Source organism: Enterococcus sp. AZ050 (assembly GCF_051715085.1).
GTDB lineage: Bacteria > Bacillota > Bacilli > Lactobacillales > Enterococcaceae > Enterococcus > Enterococcus faecalis.
The window spans coordinates 888,461-911,308 of the sequence record NZ_JBIOTC010000001.1 but is presented as its reverse complement, the minus strand read 5'-3'; the positions used below and the strand labels follow the sequence as shown (position 1 = coordinate 911,308).

General features: G+C 32.1%; 20 protein-coding genes. 7 read left to right on the top strand and 13 right to left on the bottom strand.

The window, feature by feature from the left end; genetic code table 11:
- Window positions 1-43 precede the first annotated feature (43 nt).
- The gene (locus IGJ04_RS04385; protein WP_438839967.1) at window positions 44-1,279 is read left to right on the top strand and encodes a hypothetical protein; all 1,236 of its coding nucleotides are present in this window, start codon (window positions 44-46) and stop codon (window positions 1,277-1,279) included.
- 4 nt (window positions 1,280-1,283) lie between these two features.
- Here the strand turns inward: IGJ04_RS04385 and IGJ04_RS04380 are convergent, their stop codons facing one another.
- Window positions 1,284-1,784 carry an antirestriction protein ArdA gene (locus IGJ04_RS04380; protein WP_438839966.1) on the bottom strand — a complete coding sequence of 167 codons (501 nt, stop codon included), beginning with the start codon at window positions 1,782-1,784 and terminating at the stop codon, window positions 1,284-1,286.
- A 430-nt stretch (window positions 1,785-2,214) separates the two neighbouring features.
- Between IGJ04_RS04380 and IGJ04_RS04375 the strand changes: the two genes are divergently transcribed.
- Window positions 2,215-2,685 (top strand): hypothetical protein, encoded by a 471-nt coding sequence (locus IGJ04_RS04375; protein WP_438839965.1) that lies wholly within the window; start codon window positions 2,215-2,217, stop codon window positions 2,683-2,685.
- Here the strand turns inward: IGJ04_RS04375 and IGJ04_RS04370 are convergent.
- The 10 genes from IGJ04_RS04370 to IGJ04_RS04325 form a co-directional block, all read right to left on the bottom strand.
- Window positions 2,682-2,903 carry a hypothetical protein gene (locus tag IGJ04_RS04370; RefSeq protein ID WP_010709716.1) on the bottom strand — a complete coding sequence of 74 codons (222 nt, stop codon included), beginning with the start codon at window positions 2,901-2,903 and terminating at the stop codon, window positions 2,682-2,684. The genes IGJ04_RS04375 and IGJ04_RS04370 overlap by 4 nt on opposite strands.
- Window positions 2,900-3,193 carry a hypothetical protein gene (locus tag IGJ04_RS04365; protein WP_438839964.1) on the bottom strand — a complete coding sequence of 98 codons (294 nt, stop codon included), beginning with the start codon at window positions 3,191-3,193 and terminating at the stop codon, window positions 2,900-2,902. Before IGJ04_RS04365 ends, IGJ04_RS04370 begins: the two co-directional genes overlap by 4 nt.
- Complete coding sequence (mobT, locus tag IGJ04_RS04360) at window positions 3,190-4,389, bottom strand: MobT family relaxase (protein ID WP_438840347.1); 1,200 nt, start codon at window positions 4,387-4,389, stop codon at window positions 3,190-3,192. Before mobT ends, IGJ04_RS04365 begins: the two co-directional genes overlap by 4 nt.
- A 177-nt stretch (window positions 4,390-4,566) precedes the next feature.
- The gene (locus IGJ04_RS04355) at window positions 4,567-5,931 is read right to left on the bottom strand and encodes an FtsK/SpoIIIE domain-containing protein (RefSeq protein ID WP_438840346.1); all 1,365 of its coding nucleotides are present in this window, start codon (window positions 5,929-5,931) and stop codon (window positions 4,567-4,569) included.
- Between the two features lie 45 nt (window positions 5,932-5,976).
- The gene (locus tag IGJ04_RS04350) at window positions 5,977-6,759 is read right to left on the bottom strand and encodes a hypothetical protein (protein WP_438839963.1); all 783 of its coding nucleotides are present in this window, start codon (window positions 6,757-6,759) and stop codon (window positions 5,977-5,979) included.
- A 12-nt stretch (window positions 6,760-6,771) separates the two neighbouring features.
- Window positions 6,772-7,140 (bottom strand): YdcP family protein, encoded by a 369-nt coding sequence (locus IGJ04_RS04345; protein ID WP_438840345.1) that lies wholly within the window; start codon window positions 7,138-7,140, stop codon window positions 6,772-6,774.
- 10 nt (window positions 7,141-7,150) lie between these two features.
- On the bottom strand, window positions 7,151-7,465 hold the full coding sequence (locus tag IGJ04_RS04340; RefSeq protein WP_438839962.1) for a YdcP family protein: 315 nt from the start codon (window positions 7,463-7,465) through the stop codon (window positions 7,151-7,153).
- 141 nt (window positions 7,466-7,606) lie between these two features.
- Window positions 7,607-10,201 carry a SpaA isopeptide-forming pilin-related protein gene (locus IGJ04_RS04335; protein ID WP_438839961.1) on the bottom strand — a complete coding sequence of 865 codons (2,595 nt, stop codon included), beginning with the start codon at window positions 10,199-10,201 and terminating at the stop codon, window positions 7,607-7,609.
- Between the two features lie 147 nt (window positions 10,202-10,348).
- On the bottom strand, window positions 10,349-12,370 hold the full coding sequence (locus IGJ04_RS04330; protein ID WP_438839960.1) for a P-loop NTPase fold protein: 2,022 nt from the start codon (window positions 12,368-12,370) through the stop codon (window positions 10,349-10,351).
- 363 nt (window positions 12,371-12,733) lie between these two features.
- Window positions 12,734-13,753 carry a DUF4238 domain-containing protein gene (locus IGJ04_RS04325; protein ID WP_438839959.1) on the bottom strand — a complete coding sequence of 340 codons (1,020 nt, stop codon included), beginning with the start codon at window positions 13,751-13,753 and terminating at the stop codon, window positions 12,734-12,736.
- Between the two features lie 440 nt (window positions 13,754-14,193).
- On the opposite strand from IGJ04_RS04325, the gene IGJ04_RS04320 reads away from it, so the two are divergent.
- From IGJ04_RS04320 to IGJ04_RS04305, 4 genes are all read left to right on the top strand, one after another.
- On the top strand, window positions 14,194-15,381 hold the full coding sequence (locus tag IGJ04_RS04320) for an FRG domain-containing protein (protein ID WP_156210240.1): 1,188 nt from the start codon (window positions 14,194-14,196) through the stop codon (window positions 15,379-15,381).
- 428 nt (window positions 15,382-15,809) lie between these two features.
- Window positions 15,810-16,097 carry a hypothetical protein gene (locus IGJ04_RS04315; protein ID WP_002394704.1) on the top strand — a complete coding sequence of 96 codons (288 nt, stop codon included), beginning with the start codon at window positions 15,810-15,812 and terminating at the stop codon, window positions 16,095-16,097.
- Window positions 16,098-16,444: 347 nt separating this feature from the next.
- The gene (locus IGJ04_RS04310; RefSeq protein WP_002367008.1) at window positions 16,445-17,695 is read left to right on the top strand and encodes a hypothetical protein; all 1,251 of its coding nucleotides are present in this window, start codon (window positions 16,445-16,447) and stop codon (window positions 17,693-17,695) included.
- A 407-nt stretch (window positions 17,696-18,102) separates the two neighbouring features.
- Window positions 18,103-19,041: a hypothetical protein gene (locus IGJ04_RS04305; RefSeq protein ID WP_438839958.1), complete on the top strand. Its 939-nt coding sequence runs from the start codon at window positions 18,103-18,105 to the stop codon at window positions 19,039-19,041.
- A 616-nt stretch (window positions 19,042-19,657) separates the two neighbouring features.
- Here the strand turns inward: IGJ04_RS04305 and IGJ04_RS04300 are convergent.
- Window positions 19,658-20,260, bottom strand: a complete 603-nt coding sequence (locus IGJ04_RS04300) for a YczE/YyaS/YitT family protein (protein WP_438839957.1) — start codon at window positions 20,258-20,260, stop codon at window positions 19,658-19,660.
- Window positions 20,261-20,344: 84 nt separating this feature from the next.
- On the bottom strand, window positions 20,345-21,124 hold the full coding sequence (locus IGJ04_RS04295; RefSeq protein WP_033625881.1) for an SDR family oxidoreductase: 780 nt from the start codon (window positions 21,122-21,124) through the stop codon (window positions 20,345-20,347).
- Window positions 21,125-21,539: 415 nt separating this feature from the next.
- Here IGJ04_RS04295 and rseP point away from each other — a divergent pair, with 415 nt between their 5' ends.
- Window positions 21,540-22,808: an RIP metalloprotease RseP gene (gene rseP, locus IGJ04_RS04290; RefSeq protein ID WP_002362168.1), complete on the top strand. Its 1,269-nt coding sequence runs from the start codon at window positions 21,540-21,542 to the stop codon at window positions 22,806-22,808.
- Window positions 22,809-22,848 lie beyond the last annotated feature (40 nt).

Genomic DNA, 22,848 nt, shown 5'->3' with positions numbered 1-22,848 from the left:
TTGTTATTCTTTATAGATAATAGAGCTTATAGGAGGGGATTTTTTGGGAAATAAAGGAACTGATAAAAATAATTACTCGTTATTAGGAATGCTAATATTATTGATACTGCTCTACATACCACTAATACTGTTATCAAAAAAATTATACATCGCAACTAGTCTTTATGTTTTACTAATTAGTATATGGATTGTTTGGATAAATCGAAACATTATTGTAAAAAATACTAAAATATTTTTTACAGAACGAAAAAAACTTAAAAATTTAGATTATTATCGAATTACAGATGACAATAAAATTATTGATTTAGAAAAAAGAAGAAATATCTTTAGCCTTTTTCGTGACATGACAATGGGAACATTCCTTATTGCAGTAGTAAACATTATGGCTATAAGTAGTCTTATTCGTCACTTTCTAGGAGAGTCACCGATATTAAATCTAATAACTGCAATCGTAATTAGTTTAATAACCCTTGTTGGCTACGGAGGTATCCTAGCTAGCATAGTTTACAAATATACAACAACTATTTATGTTGCTATACCAATGATTAGTGCCATTATCTATTTTTCATTTCTAGACCCGTTAGTTTCCTTTTTACCAGACTTTGCTCGGTTGGCAGGATATTTAATGACTACAATCATATTATATTTTATATTAACTTATGCGTTTCCAGCTCATATTCTAAGAAAGTTAAATAGCAAGACTATTTTGATTAGTTCATTCACTACAATTTTAGCTTCCTTTTTCAGTCAAATATTACAGTTCTTTTTCACAAGTTATTTTCAAAATGAGCATTATTTATTAACTGTTGAAGCTGTAAAAGAAACTACAGATATTTCTGAGGGTCTAAAAAGTATCATCTTAGATAATAAAGAATTAATAGATATTATCAATCATTTTTTATTAAAAGAAGGGGCAAATTTGTTAGCCTCAATAACAAGTCTGATAATAACTGCCTTAACAATTTCTTACATTATTGGGGGACTGATAATTAACCATAGAATCCGAAAAAATAAATTAAAAGCTAAATCGATATATAGAGAATTAATAAAAAAAGAACATCCATCCTATAGTATTTTGATTGAATGTTCTTTCTATGGTGGTGAAGAGTATGAAAATCTTCTGTTAAACAATAATATAACTTTAGAAATAATTATGGAAAATGAAGCTGCTATAAAAATTCCTGATATTTCCAGAAAAACAAGACTTATAGCATGGTGGAAAAGAAATTCAATAATGTATTCTACATTTAATGACATACGACAAATTTTTGAGAAATAAACTATTAATTGATGTATTCAAATACTCCATGAGAAGTAATCAAAAAACTTCCTTCAAGTTCCATATCTCTACCAAGTGCTTGATAATCAATGTAGTTTTGAAGATTACTGGGAACTTCTCCAAGACTTCCAGTTTCTTCTACATAGTAACGAGCCACATCCTCCATATCATCACAATCTGGATAACAAATAATATCATCTTTATTTTCTATTAGTTCTTCAATATCATTAAACCAGTAATTCATAAATTCTGAGATGTTGTCATAAAATTCTGTTCCTTCTAGTTCTTCAATTAATGCGCATTTCCGATTGATTTCTGATATTGATGTGTATTCACCAACATCAAATGGAAGCTCATAATCGTGGATGGCATATTCTTCATATTCATCGTTTAATCCAATTTGTTCTTTGACTGCATCGAAATCAATAGGAGGCGTGAACCAGTCACCGACCAGTTCACCCTCATTGTATTTGCCAAGATTGGCAATATAAACTTGCATTTCCATGTGAATCAACACCTTTCTTTTTATGAAACGTTTTTGAAAATGCCTTTTGGAATGATATACTATTTGTAACTATTTAAAATAATTTATTTAAACGTCATTAATAACCAATAGTTAACTGACAAGGATTGAAATCGAAATGAATAAACAACTAATACTTAAACAATCAAAAGTAGCTCGCACTTTGAGCATAAATAATAGATTTATTTTAGAATCAGCAGGTTTATGTGGCTGTTTCTATTGTTGTGCCATTTTTCCATATGCTGATATAAAAGAATGGATCAATGACGCACTAGATCAAACAGCGGTGTGTCCATATTGTCAGATAGATTCTGTAATACCCAAGAATGAACAATATCATTTAACAACCGACTTTTTGAATTTCATGCATCGACAATGGTTTAATGACTAATTATTTTCTGAGGAGCTTACTATGACAAAACTTGTTTATAATCATGATAAATTTTTCGTTTTTACTGATACACCAATTACAAAATGCTTTTTAGACAATCAGTTTCTACATATAGAATGTGAATTTGTCTATTGTTTTTTTAACAATAGTGGTAAGCCAGCAGTCTATTCATCAGAAGGGCATCCTAAAGTTGTTATTCAACTTAAAAAAATAATCAATTGGACTAATTGGGAAAATCAGGAAAACTACACTAATGAATTCAAACAGCATATTTCTTCGCTTGTTGGAACGGAGTTTTTAGAATTTTCCTACAAAGACAATGTTGGGAAAATTATTTATGTTTCAGGAGAAATTGAATTTGAGTTTATCGATTTTCAAATGATTGTTTCTCCTGAAAATTTGTATTTTTATCGAGATGTTACTAAAGAAGAAATCCAACAGTTTCTACCTTTTGAATTACCTAAAATTCAACTCCCTGTTTCATTTCATTAAGCACCAATGATCTTATTAAAAATATTCAATAAAACATCCTTGACGCCACCGGCATTAAAAACTAATCCAACTGCAATCAATGCAATGATTAAAAAGCCAATGAGTTTTGAAAATTCACGTTTAAAGCCTAAATAAATCCCAATCACAACAATGGCCATTAAAACGAGCGATTGCGCATTGGATAGAAACCAGGTATATAAATTTTGTCCAAAGTTCATAATGATGTTTTGCTCCTTCCATTTAAATAATTTGTTCTGTTCGATAAATAGATGCGAACACGCTCTAGTAATTTCGCAGGAGTTAAATATTTTCCATAAGTTGTGACAATATTAGAGTGATACTTATGAAAAGTTTGTTTGTAAAAGGTGTATCGATAATAAATATCATTTGGTTTCTTGTAACCTTCAATGATTAAAGAAGTATATTTTCCTGTATCTAACATATACAATTCATTTTCTTTGAAACAAAAAAATCCGAGCATTTTTAATTCTTTCGTTAGACGATTCATAAAATGACGTCCTCCGTACTATAAGATTGTTGTTCTATTATTTTTTCATGTCGCTCATTTAAACGAGCCTCACGAATAAGTTCATCCACAATATCTGTGTTATTTAAGGTATCCAACATTTTTGCTACTTTTAAAGTTGGCGCAACTTGATGACGTAGCCAATTTAATGTTCGCTCAAATGAGTAGGGTTCAGGTTTGGTTGTTAATCTTAGTGCACCACGATCTTTGCCTATAAACCATTCCCAATGTTCGTTGGTTTCCCAATCTGTCCGGCGTTTTGTTTCGTCTTTATCTACAAAACGTATATAGCGGTTAATGATATCAAAGGCTGTCTTTTCAGCATTGTTAAAAGCTAGTAAATCCTGAACGGCATGACTGGCTCTGTCATTTTTTAAACGAATTTCAAAACGATTTTTGATAGCTGCTTCTTCAATAGGGACAGCGTTTTTGACGTATTGTTCATAGTCTTTTTCGTAAATACAAAAATAGACTTCACTTTTCAGTGAGCCTATATATAAGGTGTTTCCCATATCTGCTTTTTCTTCACGATGAACTAATTCTCCAGAACGATAATTTTTAAAGCTTCGAAAAACTGAAATACATTCTTCTTGTTTACATTTTCGGGTTAGTTCAGGAATATCTAAGATGCCAACTTTATCATTAATTGCTAAATCCAGTCGTTTGAAGACGGCGTTTTCTTCTAAGCATGTCCGAAAAAAATCAAACCAACTACGATGTTGAGCCAATAAAAAGCTTTCGAATTGACGACAGCCTTTTCCTTTGAGTTCAAGTAGTGTGCCTTTGGTAATATCATAAGAAATCATGACAACAATATCACCAAAACGAAAATGTTCTTGGTAACCGTAAAATGCAAAATCTTCATGAAGCATATAATCTATGTTGATTCGTAAAATATGTTCAATCACATGATCCACCTTGTCGGTGGGAAATCGAATTCGGACATAATCGAAAAGCATCTCTAAAGGATTAGCTGGATTAAAACGTTCTAAAGCGCTGTTTAAGATCTCTTTTAATTTAAGTGTAGGTATTGCTTTTCCAGTTTCTATGTCACTTATATAGGAACGAGTAATGCCAGAGGCTAGGGCAAGCTTGTTTTGTGAGAGACCATAAGTTAACCGTTTGTTTTTTAGTTCTTTTCTCCAAGTTTCATTTGTGTTCAATCGCAAACCTCCAATAAAAAATACAGATGTAAACTTTTGGTGCTTAGTTTACATCTGCATAGTATTTTCAAAAGCCTTGTGAGTAAGGGCTTTAAGATATTTTAGGAACTGTTTCCAGTTGCTTTTGTGCCCCCCTGTTAGGTATAGGGGGGCTGAGCCTGTTGGTGTGGCTTGCGCCACACCAACAACAAGCTAGGCTGTATCTGCATCTTTCGCTTCGCACGATGCAGCCACAGCCTGCTTTTGTTGATTGAGCTCTTGAATAGCTTCTAAAAAGTCGTGCTCTTTTGGAACAAGAGGGGTATAAAACTCACTAATGACACTTATTCCAACATCCACATAGCCACGACCTTTAATAGGTTTTAAGAAGAAGTCTTTATCATTTTCACCAAACATCATGTTATAGCCAAGCTCTGACATTCTTCCTAGAGCTACTCGAAAATTAAAATTATCACGAATACCATCACCTAAATATTTTGCATCAGGTCTCTGACAAGCCAAAATCAAGAAGAAGCCAGATTGCCGACCTAGCATCACAATTTTTTTAAGTTTACTCATCACTTCGATACTGTCACGTCCAATCATTTCCATGAAAGAAGTATACTCATCAAAAACTAAAAAGTGAGCAGGTAAATTTAAATAGGCATAATTTTTACCAGTTTTATATCCATCCATTAATTTCATTGTTTCATTTCGTAGTATCATTTCATCATAAAATTGGTTTAAGCAGTCGATCATGTCTTCTTTCTTATAATAGACATTTGGCATAACCGTTTCTAAGTCAGCCAAGTCAGCATTCTTTGGATCAAGCACATAAATAGTGGCATTGGTTTGAAGAAGGGCTTCAATAATCGTTAGGATAAAATAAGTTTTTCCTCCACCAGTTCCGCCAGCAATTAACATATGGGGCAGGGAGTCATAAGACCACCAAACCTTATCCATTAATTTTAGTTGTCCATTTTGTGCTTTAACATCATCAATGGTAATCCGACTGTTAATCGTATCGTAAAGAAGGATGTATTCCACATAAGAGTCTTTAAGAATTTTATCCGTAAGTTCACAATACAATCCTGTTTCCAATTTGTTTTCCAATCGTAAAAGTTGTTCTTGGTATTTGCCCATTGTGATCTCTACCTGAATATGAATCAATCCATCTTTTAAACGATAATAAATTTTTGGGAAATAGCGGATTTTTTCTTTCGTTTTACTACTACCTAAGTCTTTAAAAAAGCTATCTGCTTGTATTTGTTCGGATTCATACCAGCCATTCTCTAGAATCATTCGAGCTAGTTTTTGACGGTGATGCAATTGTTTAATATGGTCAATTCGGCAGTAATAGTAAAGATAAGTTGCTAAAAGGCAAACAAAAAGAGCAGTGAAGAGACTGCTCATTATATAGGGGATATTTAATTGGATGTTTGCATCTATAAGCTTTACATTTTTCCAGTTTATTTGAAGAAGTTGTTTATGGTAAAACAACAAAATAATAGAGAGGTAAAGAGGTAGTAGTGTAGCAAGTGTGAAATAATAAAGGAGATTTTTATCATTCGGTCTAATTCGTTTTCCACGATAAGTTCAGTTCATTTTGAGAGTCTCCTTTCATTAAAGAGTAAACTTTTGTGAGGTATATGCATGACAATTTTTATCAAAAGATGGTTGGGGAATTCTTTCGTATTTTCGATAAGCAATTCGCTTTTCAAATCGAAGTTCATTTTCTTTTGGGTAATTGCCTCTTATATATTTTGGTGAGCATTTCAGGAGTTTTTCAGCATCCTTTGTTAAAGGATAAAGATAACGAAACATACGGCCATTAATCTTTTCAATGCCTTTATATTCACAAAAATCGTGAGTTAACCAATTTCTTTTAGATACACCATCAAACTGGGCGTTTTCTTCTAACAAAATTCGCGCACTTCGAGGATGGATTTTTTCGGAAGTTATACTATGACGATAAACACTTGTCTTGAAGTAACCGCCATAATAAAAATTAGCAGCTTGATAAACATAGCCACATTTTCCTTCAATCCCATCAGCTAACGTATATAAAAAGAGGCAGTCTGTATTCTCTTTAAGCCACTTAACAAGAGTGGAAAGAGCAAGACTTCCAAAGTAGTTCGTTTGATTCATTTTGGGTAAAAAACACATTTTCCCAATTTCTAAATAATCATTTGTAACTAAATTCTGTTTAGGAAAAAGTTTTCGAATCGTTTGTAGTGGCTGAGTTCCCCAACCAAGCTCTATTACACCTAACAATTCCCTTTCACAATAGATTCCTAGAAAGTATTTGCACAATCTAGGAATCACTTTTGAATAGTGGTAGTTCCGAATAAAAGTTATTGCCTGTTCTCTAGGGATAGGCTCTATCACGAGTGATTTAGAGATCATCTAACATACTTCCTATTTCCCGTTAGTAGGTTCTTTTCTTGACATTTGCACTTTTTCCTTTAGTTTAATATCATCAGCTTTAATATACCAATCTACATCTGCACCTTGATAAGTGGCATTAGCGACTGTATCTGCAATTGGATTCATTAATTCCACTTCTGCATTATATTCAAATTCTTTTAGTGGAACGGAAGCAGGGATGCTTACTTGAATCATACGACCTTGACCGGTTGATTTTAAATCGTAAGTGCGTTCTTTGATATCGTTTGAAGCTGTTCCATCTTCATTTTGGATCCGAACTTCTCGACGCAATGCCGAAAATTTTAACGTACCAAATGTTTCTTCTTTTTCAATGACAATTCCTTCAGCTAATCTCATAATTTTTTTCCTCCTATAATTTCACAATATCATCAGCGTGCATGATGTAATTTGTGAATCCTCTCGTTCCAATTTTGTATCCTTCAGCTGTTATTTTGGGATTCACAAGTTTCACTTTATCGTCTACTTCAAAATGCTTTTCACCAGCATCGGCAGGTAAAATGACTTCAATATCATCTGCGCGTTGAATTGTTGAATAAAGATTATAACTGCGAGAGAGTACAGTCGGTTTTCCATTGATTCTTCTTTGTTCAACTGTTCCTTCACCCGCATATTCTAGCTGACCAAATGTTTTTTCCATATTGGGGATAATGTGTTTTAATTTCATATTTAATTACCTCTTTCTTTTAGTTGAGTTAAATTCGTTTGACTTGCATGGTCTATTTGTTGGCGAGCGAATGGGATTCATATTAACCCTCCTAGAAGATATAAAAACACAAGAATCTTTTAAAAAAGTAGATTCTTGTGTTTAGTCGTTAGTTTCTTTTGATTTTTTTACTTTCTTTACGCCAATAAAAGTTAATGCGCTCAGAGACAAGGCAATCCCAATGCCAAGTAGAAGAGGACTATGCGTTTCTCCTGTTTGTGGCAATGGATTCGATTCTGTTCTTTGATTTGTCATTTTGCATTTCACCACCTTTCCATGTTCTTTGATTTCAAATTTTATGGGTGTTTCATCTAATTGGTAGCCCTGTGGAGCACCGAATTCTTGGAAATAATAGATTCCTTTTGGCAAATCTTTAAAGGTAAAGTTTCCTTTTTCATCCGTTTTTCCTTCAATAATACAGTTTTTATCTTCATCAAGAATTCTAATATCGGTGTTTGGAAGAACATCACCAGTAGAAACATCTTTCTTCGTTAATTCAGCACTTCCTTTTATTAAGTCATTTTTTATTTCTAATAGAATAGGAGTTTCTTCATTTTCGGAAAGCTGTTCCCCTATCACTTTTCCGTCAGAATCGGTTGCTTTAATACCTTCTTTAGTAGAAGTTATTTGAATAATAGAATCAAGGGGGAGGTAATGATCAGAAGAAGGGAACTTTTCTTTCAGATAGAACGTCCCTACAGGAACATTTGAAAAAGTACCTATGGATTCTTTGTCGATCGAAACGGTTTGCAAAACTTTTCCATCTTCATCTTCAAGTGTAAATTCAGCACCTGTTCCTAGACCGTCATAATTAAATTCATACCCGTTTTTATTTTTCAATGTTGCTTGCTCATTGTTTTTTTTGATACGGAATTCATTAAAATGTAATTTGTTCAAGATAGAAATATCAGAACCTTCTTCGGTAGGAGACTCATAGATTGTAATTTCTTTCAGTGAATCATTATCTTCAGCTTTAAAGCTAAAAGGGTACTTATTGGGATTTAAGTCGTGATCCGTACCTGAATCTAGCTCTTTGAAGTAATAGTTACCTTCTGGATACTGAAGCTCATCCAGGGTTAAAAGACCTTCTTTGACCGTTCCATAATTAATTAAAGAGTCTTGAGGGATTTCTTGATCAGCAAACGCCATTGATTGATCTGTGTACAAACCAAATACTTTATCATTTGCTTCTTGAACATCAAGAATAGGGAGGTTATCTTTCCATTCTTTGATGACTTCTTCAGATTTATGAAGTGTTAATTTTATTTTTTGAAATTCATTGGTAGCGGATAAGGATTCAGAGACTAATTCAATGGTTTGTCCTTGATAAGTGAATTCAAAAGGAATCGGAGTGGAATCAATAATGAATCCATCAGGTGAAGATTTTTCAATAGCTTGGTATTTACCAAGGTAGAGAAGAGGCATGTCAATTAATTCTCCATCATCACCTGTTACAACAGTAGCCACAGTATCGCCCTTTTTAGCATGAGTTGTGCTTCCAACTTTGATATCTTCTGTCGCTTGAATTTCGTAAGTTACACCTGCAAGAGGTCTGTAATCAAATTTGAATTCATATAAATCACCATATTCAGTTTCTTTCTTTTCAAGACCTACAGGTACTTTTCCTTTTTTTATGAGGGAAAGTTGTCCTTTTTGAGGTTTATTATCTAAAGTTACTTCAATGGTTTTATTTGGTTCTACTACTACTTTTTTTAGTTCACCTTGATTAAAGAAACCATCTGGTGCAGTCACTTCGCTAATTGTTACGGTTGTACCTTGAGTAATATCATTTATTTGTGCAAGTCCGTTAGAATCTGTCATCACTTCTTTGGTTTTATTGTCGTACTCAAATTTCAATTTAGCATTTGGTAAAGGTTTTCCTGTATCTTTATCGATTTTCTTTACTTTGATATTTCCATTTAGTTTCACTTTGACATTCAGGTTGAATTCACCCGCATTTGAAAGTTTAAAGGTGGCGACTTTTTGTTCATTAGGTTTAGCATAAACAAAGCTTTGACCCACTGAATTTGAATCAGCAATACCATATTTAATCGTTCCAGATTCCTTAGAATCTTTGGTAGCAGTCAATGTTAGTTTATTGCCATTCTTCTCAATTTTGAGGTTAGCGGAATTACTAAGCTGCTTAACATATTTGGATAAGACATTGTTTTTATCTTCTAAAGTAACGGACTCACCAACTTTTAGATTGATTGTTTGATTATTAAAAGTCGGTTTGACGTTATGATTTTTGACTTGATTTAATATCTCATTTCTCCGATTCTCAAAATTGGGAATATTTGTAGTTAATAATTCATCGCCAAATTCAAGCCAGACTAAGTTTTGAGTAATCCCATAATTATCAATAGTAGGGTTTACTTGATAACCGTAATACGCAATTAATGAAAGGCGTTCTTTTTCTGCGATAGTTAGTTCTGATGGGGTGAATCCAGAACCACCAGTAAGAAGTGTTCCATGTTCAATACAAAATGCAGGTTGATTATCCGCTTTAATCATATGGATGCCGTCATCAGTCCAATGTAATCCACCTAATGATTTAATATGCCAGGTAGAAATGTAGTTCGCAACTTTTTCATAATTGACCGTAGCAGCGAATGTAGTAATAGGGGAAATAAAAAAAGCGATTAGGACTGTTAGTAAACTAAACAGCGTAATCGCTTTGGTGTTTTTTGTATTCATTTATTTTGTCTCCTTAAGTTGATTGATAATTTTTGAAAAATGAGAGTAGGGTTTCTTATTTTTATTACCATTTTAATCTCCATTATCTTAAAGTTAACTTCATTTATATAAAAAAGACGTCCATATAAGAACGTCTTTCAATATTAATTAGTGATCCTTGACTAATTGTATATTCAATTTATCTTTGTAATAGCTATCCATATCTGTATATCTTGTCTGTATTCTTTTTAATTGCATATCTGAGATAGTTGAACGTAATTCAATTCTGTTAATACCGCGATCATAGCTGTTTCTAGCAATAAAGTGATAGAACTGTCGGTCTGATAACAATATTAGTGTCTCTACTTGCTTATCAGTAAATTTTTTATTATTTAGATATAGATAGTGAAAAATAAATTCCGGATATTCTAAATCATTAATAGTATCAGATTGTAAGGCAGATACAATAGCTTTTCTCTGGGAATCTAATACATTTGTTGGCTCTATATAGAGATAGTACTGATAGAATTGAAGTTGAGCAGAAACATCAAGTTTATGGATAAAATGTTTTTGCAAGTATTCTCTAGCTTCATCTTTGTTTCTAGAATCAAAGTAAGTGTTTAAGTGCAGGCCTAAACTAATAATCATGCAAACTTCTTTTCTAATTGCTTGTTTATCTATATCTGCATCATCAGGATATTTATAATCTTGATGACTAACAAAGTCCATAGCTAATTTAAATAAATTATTTTTTTCTGAAATAGTTAATTGATTCTGATTTCTTCTAATATAATCAGATATGTCTGAGTTAGAGTTTTCTTGGATTTTTTGTAATACTTTTTCTCTTGTAGAGGAACTATTAATCATATCTCTAATATCTTTTCCAGCAATATTTACAGGAACATAGTTAATGAGATAATTTGGGAATTGGGTAATAAAGTCATTGTATTTATAATTTTTATATTGTGTATTTCCGTATAAATCATCGTATCTCAAAAGGATATCTAGAATTAGAATAGTCGGAATAGTAGTTGTGCTATTTTCTCCAAAGTATTTTCTAGCTTCATTTTTGATATTTTCTAATTCACTATTCTTTTTTTCAGAATCATTTTGAATAGCTAATCTAAAGCCAGTATGATGGTAAGCATCTAAAAGCTTATCGATTTTGTTAGCTAAGATGTTATAATGACTATTATGAAATAAGTAGAGATAGATGATTAAAAACTGTTGATCTATATTAACTTTATCGTATCGATCTTCATGATATATGATTTCATTCACGTACTTCTCAAATAATTTTTTTTCTCTTAAGGTTCTATTTTCCGTAATTATTTCATTTTTTAAAGTTTCTAAGTTTTTAGTTTCAGTAGTACTTAATGCATCTTCTCTTTTTTCTTCGATAGAGCTAGTAATAGTTTCAAAATAGAGTGACCAAAAATTTGAAGGTGATAGTTCATAAGGCAATTCTATTCTTCTATCAATTATTTTTTGTAAGTAGCTATCTTCATTTTGTTGAATAGAATTGTAATCACCCAAAAATACAAATTTTATTTTTTTGTTAGTTATCAAATTGAAAATTTTGTATAATTCATTCTGTCTAGAAGGAGTAATGCGATCAAAATCGTCAATAATGATTATTCTTTTTCTCCATAAAAAGTATTTCTTTGTGCGAATTTTTAGTAGATTTAAAAATAAACTATCATAATCAATCTGTCCTAAAATTTGAGTCATTCCAGATAAAAAACCAGAAATAAAGAAAAAATAAGTAGTGGTAGTAATAGATGAAGAACTACTAGTAGCTGATTCGATAGGAAACTTTATATTGGAAAAATATACAGCCAATCCGCTAAACAATAAGAATATTAAAAAGAAAATATATTTAGTGATGAAACCAGTTATCGGAAAAAGTGTTCTGTAGCAAATTTCTGAAGTTTTTTGATTAGTTGTTATTCTCCATAAATCTATTGTTTTTATTATCTTTTTTTTGAGTTTTATAAATTTAAAGTCTATTTTATTTTCCTCAAGAATAATGTTAAGATAACTAGTTTTTCCGCTTCCCCATTTTCCATTTAGAAAGATAACATCATCATTATTTTCTTTGAAAAAATTTATATAATCCGAGTGAGCTCGCTTATTGTATTTAATGGAATAGTTATTATCATTTTTTCCAGATATAGGTTTATCGCGCATTAAATTTCCCCCTTAAATTTAGAAGTTATCTCCTAAAGTATAGCATAATTCAGAAAATATAATTTTAGTACATAGGGAGATAAAATTTTGTATCTTTGAAAAAACTGAAGACGTTAATTAACTATTTCAGTATTTATTCTAGCTCGCGAATTATTTACTAATTAGTTTGAAATTCAATTAAAACCAATTATAATCCACAAAAAATTTCAAGCCTTAATTGTATTTATAGGAAATAATGTTGTAATACAAATGTTTAGGATCTATCGGAAACTCGCCAATAATCTGGTCTTCTAACAAATTTTTAAAGTTTATTTTATTGAATGATGTATCAATTTTTCAAAGAAAAAATAAGAGTTTATTTATCTAAAGTTTGTCTTTTAAAAGAGGAATTTCATCGTTCACATAATTGTCATGGAAATTCTTTAATGAGTCATTAAATTCTCTGAATTCTTTTTCATCTACACGACGTTTGCGTATTTTCGTGATTTTTTTTACAGCAATTCGCGAATATACTTTAGAATATGCATTCTCAACAATGTATCTTTGGATTTCCTCAGCAAAAGTCAGAGACGCTTTTTGGTATGGAGTTGTAGGTTGACCAATTGTTGCAAATAATAACTTGGTTGGAGATAAAGGGAAAATGATATTTGTATTGTTTACACCCCAAGCACCATCAAAATTGTAATTCTTTTTATTGTAGAAGTTTAGAAAAATTACTGGGTCATCAGAAGTAGCCCATTCAAAGTTATTAGGAGCATCATAGATACACCATGAAATCTTATTTAAAGCTTTATAAGTGGAAGTAAGGAGATGTTTTATACCAAACAACCACAATGATTTACCAGCAATTGTTTGTACGATCAAACCAGATTTTTCCTCATCAAGTTTCTGAATATCAACTTTTAAGGGAATGAAGTTGTTGTATTCTGTTTTTGATTTATTATCAACTCGCAAAGTTCCTGTTGTTTTAAACTCTTGCTCCATTGAGAATGTTAAATCTTCAATAATATCAGGAAATGTATCTATTACAAATTTTTGAATACGGTAAAAACCCTTCAATGTTCTGAGGTATTGACTAGCAACTAGCTTTGAAATATATTCTTCGTCAATCTCATCAAGAATAGAGTAAGAGTTAATTTTATCGATGAATGAGCTATATTGCATTTCAAATTCAGTTGAAAAAAAATCTTCCATTTCATCGGTGATTTCGCCTTCATCGTAATACAAATATAAAGAGTCAAGGCTTGAAGTTCTTGAGATAGAAACATTACTCCATTTAGGACATTTATCATGAGGAGCTAGAAGCTTATATTCATAAATTTTATTTTCACGAGCCCATTGTTTTAGATATGTTTTAGGAACATAATGATTGTTAATTTTCAAATGAATCCCTCCTTTATAGCTATATTATAGTATTTTATTTTGGTAATCAACTAACCTCGAATAATCCGATAGTTCAAGTTAAGAAGTACATCTTTATTGAAAGTAACGTGAATTTTGTCTTGTTCCCAAAAATAAAGTGAGAATTATTAGCAGACTGGCTCTCACATAGAGATCAGTACATCGAGTGGGGTATATGAAAAAAGATACTCATTTTTAAGATGAGTCAGTTGGTATTCGTCAGAAAATCAGAATGCCGTTATATCAAGGCTTCTGGTGCATCTTTTTTTGAATAGTATTGGTAGAATATAAATATAATTGATGGTTGATTTAGACAGAATATATAAGTATTCATAACGAATGAATACTTAACTAATTGGCTATTACATAAAATTATATGTTAACATGAACATATAAAAAATAATTGATGAAAGGATAATTGTATGAAGACGATAATCAACATTAATAACATTCAAGACTATATTTCTAATATAGAAGCTTTAGATGGTAATTATTATTATAGGGGAGAATCGAGTACTAAGTTTCCAGAAATAACGGCTTCTGCTTTTAGAGAGTACAATATTCCTTTTTCTGAAATGAGACAAAGAATCGATTATAGAAAAACGTTAAAAGAATATTATAGTGAAGTTGGACATCAATTAAATGAAATTGAAAGAGAAAATTTTCTTCAATACTCACAACATCATGGGTTACCAACTTCGTTAATAGATATCACCTCTAGTCCACTGGTGGCACTCTATTTTGCATGTTCTTCTAATTATCAGGAAAGTACATGTAAAGTTCATGTTTTTAATAAAGAAAGATTCATTGATATGTCTGATTTTGAAAATAAAGAAGAAATGACTTTAAATTCTTTCTTTTTAGATAATGACTTCACATATCAAGTTTTAGTAAAAATAAAAAATCAATCCATTGAAGCTAAACGTGAACTATTATTTAAATGTATTGAAAATTTAGAATCAATTATGGTAAAAAATAGTGTTTTGTATGAAAGAAAATATATTGGAATTGAAGTTGATGCGACTTTTGCTCAAATATTACGAGAGTTTAAGTCACAAGAATACGAAAATCTAGAGACGTATGCCCAAAATTTTGAGGAAATTTTTTTGAAATATTTCGAAATAGATTTTAAGTATAATAAAGAGCGTAACAAATTTAGGACTGCAATTTCAATGATTGGAAAAGATCCTATATTTGAAGTTCATTATAAACAATATTTGTCAGATACACTTGCAGTGATTATCTTATTGGCTATTAATCAGCAAAGTAGGAATATGGTAGATAGTTTTTCAAATCAATTTTCTATATCTTATGAAGTTGGGTCGCATGTTGTATTTCCGTTAATTTCTATTCAACCATCTGTTAAATTTGAGCGTATGAAATCACAAGAGGGAACATTTCTTTATCAACTGCCTCATTATAGAGGAGCAGCTAATGAAACTAGTGATTATATAGGCTTTTCAAAAGTTGATAGTGATGTAGAATTTGTTATAACAGATAAAGAAAAAGTGTTTAGGAGTTTAAATAGATTAGGTATTAATCAAAAAACTATTTTCCCGGATCATGACAATATTGCTGAGTATTTAAAGACAAAGGAACTATTGGAATAATTAAGAATATATTCTATTAAATTCTTTAGATATTTTTGAGTGAGCATGCAGCAATAAATTACTCAAGATAATCTTGCTAAGTTATCTTGAGCATAAGTTAATTCAGAAATGTTTTTTTTAGTATCTAACCTAGCTCGCAAATTCTTACTAAAATTCCCAAAAATATCCATTTTTTCTTGCCAAAAAAGTTTGAAACTAACTCAAAACTAACTACAATTGGCAAAAATTAACGGGATATGACAGTATTCACTAGAGAAAAGAATACTGTCATACCAATATTTAGAACCCATTAGAGCCTTCAGAAAAAGCTAACTTTTTGCTGGAAGGTAGTGTGGGATAAACCTGTTATAGGAGCTAGAACCCTTAATCTATAAGGATTCTAGCTTTTTTATTTTGTCTTGATAGTAGAAATGACCAGCTTTTTACTGATGAGCCATCATATCAGCAAACTCTTGACCAGTTTTCTTAGGAGCGCTGTTCACAATATCTGTATAGATAGATTACGTTACTTTTCTATTTATGTTGATGAGTCTATTCCAAATGATAAGCAAGCTATATCAGAAGCAATTAGCCTATCTGTTCAGCAGAATGTGGGAGAAGGGATAACAGTAAGTTTAAAAGAGCCACTGAAAACGGGGTACACTCTTACTCTAATTGAAGTACAACCAACTCAAGCTAATCATACCTTCGGTAGAATGATACAAGGAATTGGATGAATAGGATATAGAATCCTACCCCGTTATTATTTGACCGTACTGAGGGTATCCTTTAAATGAGCTACAGTGCTCACTGGGGGTATTCTTTTTTTGACTTTTGTAAAAGGTTAATAAGTTTTGATACATGAAACGAAATGAAAAAAAGGCTTATAAACGTTGAGGTAGAACGGTTTTTATGTTTCAAATACAGATGAAATGAAAAATAGTTTTTGGTTGAAAATCCTTAAAAAGTACTACATAGTTGTGGGAGTTATTGTAGATGAGACAGACCTACAAATATTTCATATAGCTTCTATTGGTTATCCTTGGCTAAAGAAGGATGATATAATAAGAAACGAGGTGATTGAATGGGAGATAAGATAGCTAAAAATGAAACTATACATGATTTAGAAGAAAGTATACAAGGAGCTAAACTTCTAAGCAGTATTTCTTCATTATTTGGTATTAAAATTGATGAAGATTTTGATTTGCTAGAAAAAAGGATAATAGAAATTAAAGAATTACCAGATAAGTTTAATGAAATATTTTCTTCTAGAGGATGGATTGCGCATGATTCTTTAGATGTTAAAGTAATGAAAGAATGTGTGGAACAGGGAATAGATGGGGAAAGTCTTCTTATAAATTATTATGAAGGAAAGCTAGAATGGCTAATTAACATGTTATCTTATAGACCTATATTCAAGGAAAGAGCTGAGTTACTAAATTTGGCTAAAAAAGACTATTTTGAGGAAAGATATCATAGCTGTATCCCAATTGTGTTAATGTTGGTTGATGGTATAGTTAATGACATTAAACCAACAGGGTTATTTGCTGATACGACAGATTTAGACGTATGGGATAGTATTGCAGGTCATTCTACAGGACTAAATTCTCTTGTAGATATTTTAAAGAAAAATAGAACAAAAACTAATGTAGAACCGATTTATTTACCTTATAGAAACGGTATACTACATGGTAGGGAATTGAAATATAATAATAAGATAGTTGCTATTAAGACATTTGCCATTTTATTTTATGTGAATGACTGGATTCAGTCTTTAGAAAGTGAAGAAAAAAGAAGAGAAGAGTATCTAGAAGAGAAAAAGAAAAGTAGAGAAACAAGTTTTTTTGATATAGCTAGGAAATATACTGATCATAAAAAGAAGTTACAAAAAATGGATAAGCTACTTGAAGAATGGCAACCAAGAAAATTTGAAAATGGTTATGAGCACTTTACTATTAAAGATGGGACACCAGAAGCCAATGCTATTAAATTTTTAGAATGCATTAAAAAAGGAAACTTTGGTACACCAGTTAGTTTGTATTTTGAAAATATATATGGAAAAGTTTCAGTGAAAGAAAAAGCTGGTCTATTTAGAAAAGAATATGAGGATATCAGATTGGATAGTTGTTCTATAACTAAAATAGATGACAAAGGTGCGTCAGTGAGTCATGTATATATATCTATGGTTTATAGACTTGATGGTGTATGCAAAAATAAAGAATTAGATTTTAGGATGATATATGAAAAACAAGGAGAAGTTGAAAACAGGCTGATAGAGGGAGGAGAATGGAAAATAGTGAATATAGAAGGGATAATAGACCAATTGAAATCTTAGTACATTTTTTCACCTACTATATGTAGGGGGTGGATAATCTTTAATTATTATGTTCAGATGATTTGGTAGCGTTCTACAATTAGTTTTTCGTATTTAATATATAGTTTGTTTACAATCTATATAAAAGAATGAGGCACAATATATAGTGTTATAGATTTGACTGTATAAATACATTGTGATATTATCAAGTAATAGAAAAAAGGGCATAGATTGCAGTCTATCCCCGTGGTTGATATTAGTTAAACTAGTTGCAGACACAACACAAAAATCAATTACCTAACTAAAATGTTGACTCTTAGAAGTTTACCAAATGTTTTTGAAAATGTAAAGCTTTTTTGCTTAGAGTATCCAAAACTAGAATTAATTTCGACCTTTTCTATAAAATATTATAGATAGGGAATGATGTAATGGTAAAATTTAGTCAAGCTTTGTATTCAAAGGATGGTGAATCTAGATTTATCGAAGTTAAAAGGATTCCGCATCAAAATAATTATGATGATTTCGTGAACCACTTGTTTTGTCCAGATGAAAATTGTGATGCGAAATTAATTTATGTTAGAACTCGTGAAGGCGGTTACTTGAAAAAACCGCAAGGTTTTGAACATAATGAAGAGTGTGATTATGCTGATGACTCAATTAGGGTTGTCCCTGAAACTGTATATATTGAGATTAATGGAAATATATCAGATGATGGTATTTCTCGTAGAAATAAAAACATGGGTAAAAAGCTAAGAGATTTTTTAAATCCTCCAGAGGAAAAAAAAGTAGCTAAGTCAGATAAGAAAAAGACTACTAGGTCTAAAAAGGATTCAGATGATCCTAACTCCAAAGATGTCAAGACAGGGTTTAGAATAAAGTATGATCCCAATAGTATAGTAAGTAAAGAAAAATTAGATCAAAATGGTACAAAAACAAGAGAACCAGCGTTTATATCGGTTCTTCTTCACCAAATATCAGAGAGAGATTCCAATAAGAATCTGTCGACTGTTGGCTTAATTAAAAATGTAGTTCTTAACAAAGAACAATCATCTGCTTCTATACAAGTTGTGTTTGAAAATGTTAAAGCAACTATTTATCTACCACAAGCTTTTTTTAGTAATTCTATACGTGGACTATCTAAAGAACAACTTTTTGAATATGTTGAAATGTTGGGGAAATATATAAGGACAAATCCTGATAGTCTATATATAAACACCATGTGTCAGACTCATAAGATAGATATAGAAAATTTAGCTCTGTATGTGTATGACCCAGACTTTCCAAGTTTTATACTTGCTTCTAATACTAATAGAGAATTTAGAAGTTTAAGTGTGTTGGCTTCTATGATATCTACAAATGCAATTTAAACGAAATTTAATTGTGAGGAGAGAGGCTTTAATGTTTCTCTTCTTTGTTTCAATAATATGCCTTAAATTGGCAAATATATAAATACTTATGTATAAATGGGAAAACATTTCTGCCTGACAATGATATGAGATTTTTGAAAGCTTGAGAAGATCATGTTACATTTTTGTTCAGGTAATGGTTACTATTATAAATAAACATTGAAAATACCAAGAAAAATGTAACTGATTTTATTGAAGAAAATTGCGAATAAAAAAGCTGAATTTTTTAACAAAACAGCTTTTTAAATTGCTCCCAATAACACATCAAAATTGACCAGATTTTGACCATCCTAATTTGATAATCATTGATAAATATTGAGTCTTTAAACTACAATAAGAACTCTTAATAACTTGGTTTGATAGTTAATGACACTGGTTGAGAAGTCGATTCCAATATGGAAGGCTCTGTCGGCTAGTTTTTCACTCTACCAACAAATAATCAACCAAAACAACAACGGAAAGCCAAACAAGAAACACACTAATCATGCTTCTTCAAAGAAGCACAAATAAAAAAGCGATGACTCGAGAAGAAAATCTCTATGGAGTCATCGCTTTTTCTTATATTTTAGTTAAAAAATCATTTTACTAAAGGTTGAAGTAACTTGTTCCAAAAACTAATAAGTGGGCCAGCACCAAATGCACAAATAATTGTACCAATCCCAATTGGACCACCAGCAATAAAGCCAATTAATAGGACCAACAAATCTTGTGCTTTTCGAACAGAAGCGTAAGGTTTGTTGGTTTGTTGACAGATGGTTGGCGCAATCGCATCATAGGGGGATTCGCCTTGATCTGTAGCCATGTATAAGGCGCAGCCAAATGTAAAAATCAGGACTCCGACGAATAAAGAAAGTAGTTTGCCAATTGTTGAGCCTCCTAAACTATCGGCGTAAGGTTGAAGCCAAGTAGAAATCTGTTGAATCAAAATCCCTACTAAAAGCATATTTAAAATAGTTCCTAGACCAATGGCTTTTTTGTTTTTTAAATAGACATAGAATAAAATAAACGCATTGACAATAATTTGAAAAATGCCTAATTGCATACCAAACATCGAAGAAAGTCCGATATTCATAGCAGTGAAAGGATCAACTCCTAAACCTGCCACTCTTAAAGTGGATGCGCCAATCCCGATAATAACTAAACCAATTAAAATTAAAAAAACATTTTTGACTAGTTTCATGGTAAGCCTCCTGAATAGATTTTGTGTGTGATAGTACAAAGTCTGCAACAAAAATTCATAGAGAATTTTGTTGCAGACTACTTTTTAACCAGCTCCGTGTTGGAACGAAGGGTATAGAGACATCCCGCCATCTACAAAGAGTGTTGTTCCGGTTACGTATGAGGATTCATCAGAAGCTAACCAAGCGGCCGCAGCAGCTACTTGATTGGGTTTACCAATAATGCCCATAGGAACCATGCTCGTTGTTTGTTTTAACTGTTCGGGATCGGAAAATTTTTTAGCATTAATAGGTGTGTTAATCGCTCCAGGCGCAATACAGTTGGCACGAATACCATATTCCGCATATTCCAAAGCGATTGTTTTCGTGAACATTTCGGTGGCGCCTTTACTTGCCGCATAGTGGGCGAACGTTGGCCAAGGAATTCTTTGGTGAACGGAGGACATATTAATGATTGACCCTTTGATTTTTTGATCTCTAAATATTCGGAGTGCCTCTCTAGAACCCAAAAAGACACCGTTTAAATTGACATCAATGACACGTTGCCATTCTTTTAATGGCATATCAATTGTCGGAAAAGAAGCCTCCACACCGGCGTTATTTACCCAAATGTCAACATGACCAAACTCTTTTAAAGCGGTTTCAGCTAACGCTTTAATATCCTCTTCATTAGAGACATCAGCCTTCACGAATTTTACGCGGTCTGCGTGCTTGGCTTGGACATCTTCAAATTCTTTAGGCAGCTCACCGACATAGTCAGCAACAACATTCATGCCCTCTAAGATATAACGCAGAGTAATAAATAATCCTAAACCCGTAGCTGCACCAGTGACAACGGCCACTTTACCATGTAATTCTCCATACATTGATTCATTCCCCCTAAAATTACTATTAATACTTTCATGGTAGCACATGTCAATCAGCGTGTTGATAAAATACGACAAACTGTCGGAAAAGTTTATGGTCTAAAGTTAGCTACTATTGTTGAAGGTCTTTAAAAAAATACTGGTCGTAGTAATCAATTCCTCTCATTTATAGAGTTTTCTAAAAAAACACAAAATATCTAGGCGAAGTGGTCAAGTCCAATGGTTATTTATGAGTGAATATGCTAAAATAAAACTTGTCTTACATAAGGAAAGATTTGTTCACTAACAGTGGCGACTGTTCTCAGTAAACAGTTGCACTGGTTTATCGGGAAGGGAACAGAGCAAGTTTTACGAGACTTTCCCATGTAATAATAAAAAGCACTGAACGTCAGTGAATGAAGGAAGAAGGACATCTATGAAAACAATTATCACATTCATTATTGTCTTCGGTATTCTTGTCCTCGTACATGAATTTGGCCACTTTTATTTTGCAAAACGAGCGGGTATTTTAGTTCGTGAGTTTGCAATCGGAATGGGACCAAAGATTTTTGCGCATCGTGGAAAAGATGGCACCACTTATACGATTCGCTTATTGCCGATTGGTGGCTATGTGCGAATGGCTGGGATGGGCGAAGACATGACAGAAATCACACCAGGTATGCCTCTATCTGTTGAGTTAAATGCCGTGGGTAATGTGGTTAAAATTAATACAAGTAAAAAAGTACAATTACCTCATAGTATTCCGATGGAAGTCGTTGATTTTGATCTTGAAAAAGAATTATTCATCAAGGGCTATGTCAATGGAAACGAGGAAGAAGAAACCGTTTATAAAGTTGACCATGATGCAACGATTATTGAAAGTGATGGAACCGAGGTGCGGATTGCGCCACTTGACGTTCAATTTCAATCAGCGAAATTATCGCAACGCATTTTAACGAACTTTGCGGGACCCATGAATAACTTTATCTTAGGGTTTATTCTGTTTACGTTAGCGGTCTTTCTACAAGGAGGCGTCACTGATTTAAACACGAACCAAATTGGACAAGTGATTCCTAATGGCCCAGCCGCAGAAGCTGGGTTGAAAGAAAACGATAAAGTCTTATCGATTAATAATCAAAAAATCAAAAAATACGAAGATTTTACAACCATTGTGCAGAAGAACCCCGAAAAGCCGTTAACGTTCGTAGTTGAGCGTAACGGCAAAGAAGAGCAACTAACAGTGACACCAGAAAAACAAAAAGTGGAAAAACAAACGATTGGTAAAGTCGGCGTTTATCCTTATATGAAAACCGATTTACCGTCAAAATTGATGGGTGGTATTCAGGATACTTTGAATAGTACGACACAGATTTTTAAAGCACTCGGCTCACTATTCACAGGCTTTAGTTTAAACAAACTAGGTGGGCCAGTCATGATGTTTAAATTATCGGAAGAAGCATCCAATGCTGGAGTAAGTACAGTTGTATTCTTAATGGCCATGTTGTCAATGAACTTAGGGATTATTAATTTGTTGCCGATCCCAGCTTTAGATGGCGGGAAAATTGTCTTAAACATTATTGAAGGTGTACGTGGAAAACCAATTAGTCCTGAAAAAGAAGGCATCATTACGTTAATTGGCTTTGGGTTTGTCATGGTGTTAATGGTGTTAGTTACTTGGAACGATATTCAACGCTTTTTCTTTTAAGGAGAAAGCTTAAGTAAAAAAGTGTGTAAAGAAATCAAAA

Bases quoted from the DNA above. Each gene is read 5' to 3' on its own strand.
- IGJ04_RS04330 (WP_438839960.1), bottom strand. From the start codon at position 12,370: ATGCGCGATAAACCTATATCTGGAAAAAATGATAATAACTATTCCATT.
- IGJ04_RS04305 (WP_438839958.1), top strand. From the start codon at position 18,103: ATGGTAAAATTTAGTCAAGCTTTGTATTCAAAGGATGGTGAATCTAGA.
- IGJ04_RS04310 (WP_002367008.1), top strand. From the start codon at position 16,445: ATGGGAGATAAGATAGCTAAAAATGAAACTATACATGATTTAGAAGAA.
- IGJ04_RS04370 (WP_010709716.1), bottom strand. From the start codon at position 2,903: ATGAACTTTGGACAAAATTTATATACCTGGTTTCTATCCAATGCGCAA.
- IGJ04_RS04340 (WP_438839962.1), bottom strand. From the start codon at position 7,465: ATGAAATTAAAACACATTATCCCCAATATGGAAAAAACATTTGGTCAG.
- IGJ04_RS04365 (WP_438839964.1), bottom strand. From the start codon at position 3,193: ATGAATCGTCTAACGAAAGAATTAAAAATGCTCGGATTTTTTTGTTTC.
- IGJ04_RS04375 (WP_438839965.1), top strand. From the start codon at position 2,215: ATGACAAAACTTGTTTATAATCATGATAAATTTTTCGTTTTTACTGAT.
- IGJ04_RS04335 (WP_438839961.1), bottom strand. From the start codon at position 10,201: ATGAATACAAAAAACACCAAAGCGATTACGCTGTTTAGTTTACTAACA.
- IGJ04_RS04320 (WP_156210240.1), top strand. From the start codon at position 14,194: ATGAAGACGATAATCAACATTAATAACATTCAAGACTATATTTCTAAT.
- rseP (WP_002362168.1), top strand. From the start codon at position 21,540: ATGAAAACAATTATCACATTCATTATTGTCTTCGGTATTCTTGTCCTC.
- IGJ04_RS04315 (WP_002394704.1), top strand. From the start codon at position 15,810: ATGAGCCATCATATCAGCAAACTCTTGACCAGTTTTCTTAGGAGCGCT.
- IGJ04_RS04380 (WP_438839966.1), bottom strand. From the start codon at position 1,784: ATGGAAATGCAAGTTTATATTGCCAATCTTGGCAAATACAATGAGGGT.
- IGJ04_RS04350 (WP_438839963.1), bottom strand. From the start codon at position 6,759: ATGATCTCTAAATCACTCGTGATAGAGCCTATCCCTAGAGAACAGGCA.
- IGJ04_RS04300 (WP_438839957.1), bottom strand. From the start codon at position 20,260: ATGAAACTAGTCAAAAATGTTTTTTTAATTTTAATTGGTTTAGTTATT.
- IGJ04_RS04295 (WP_033625881.1), bottom strand. From the start codon at position 21,124: ATGTATGGAGAATTACATGGTAAAGTGGCCGTTGTCACTGGTGCAGCT.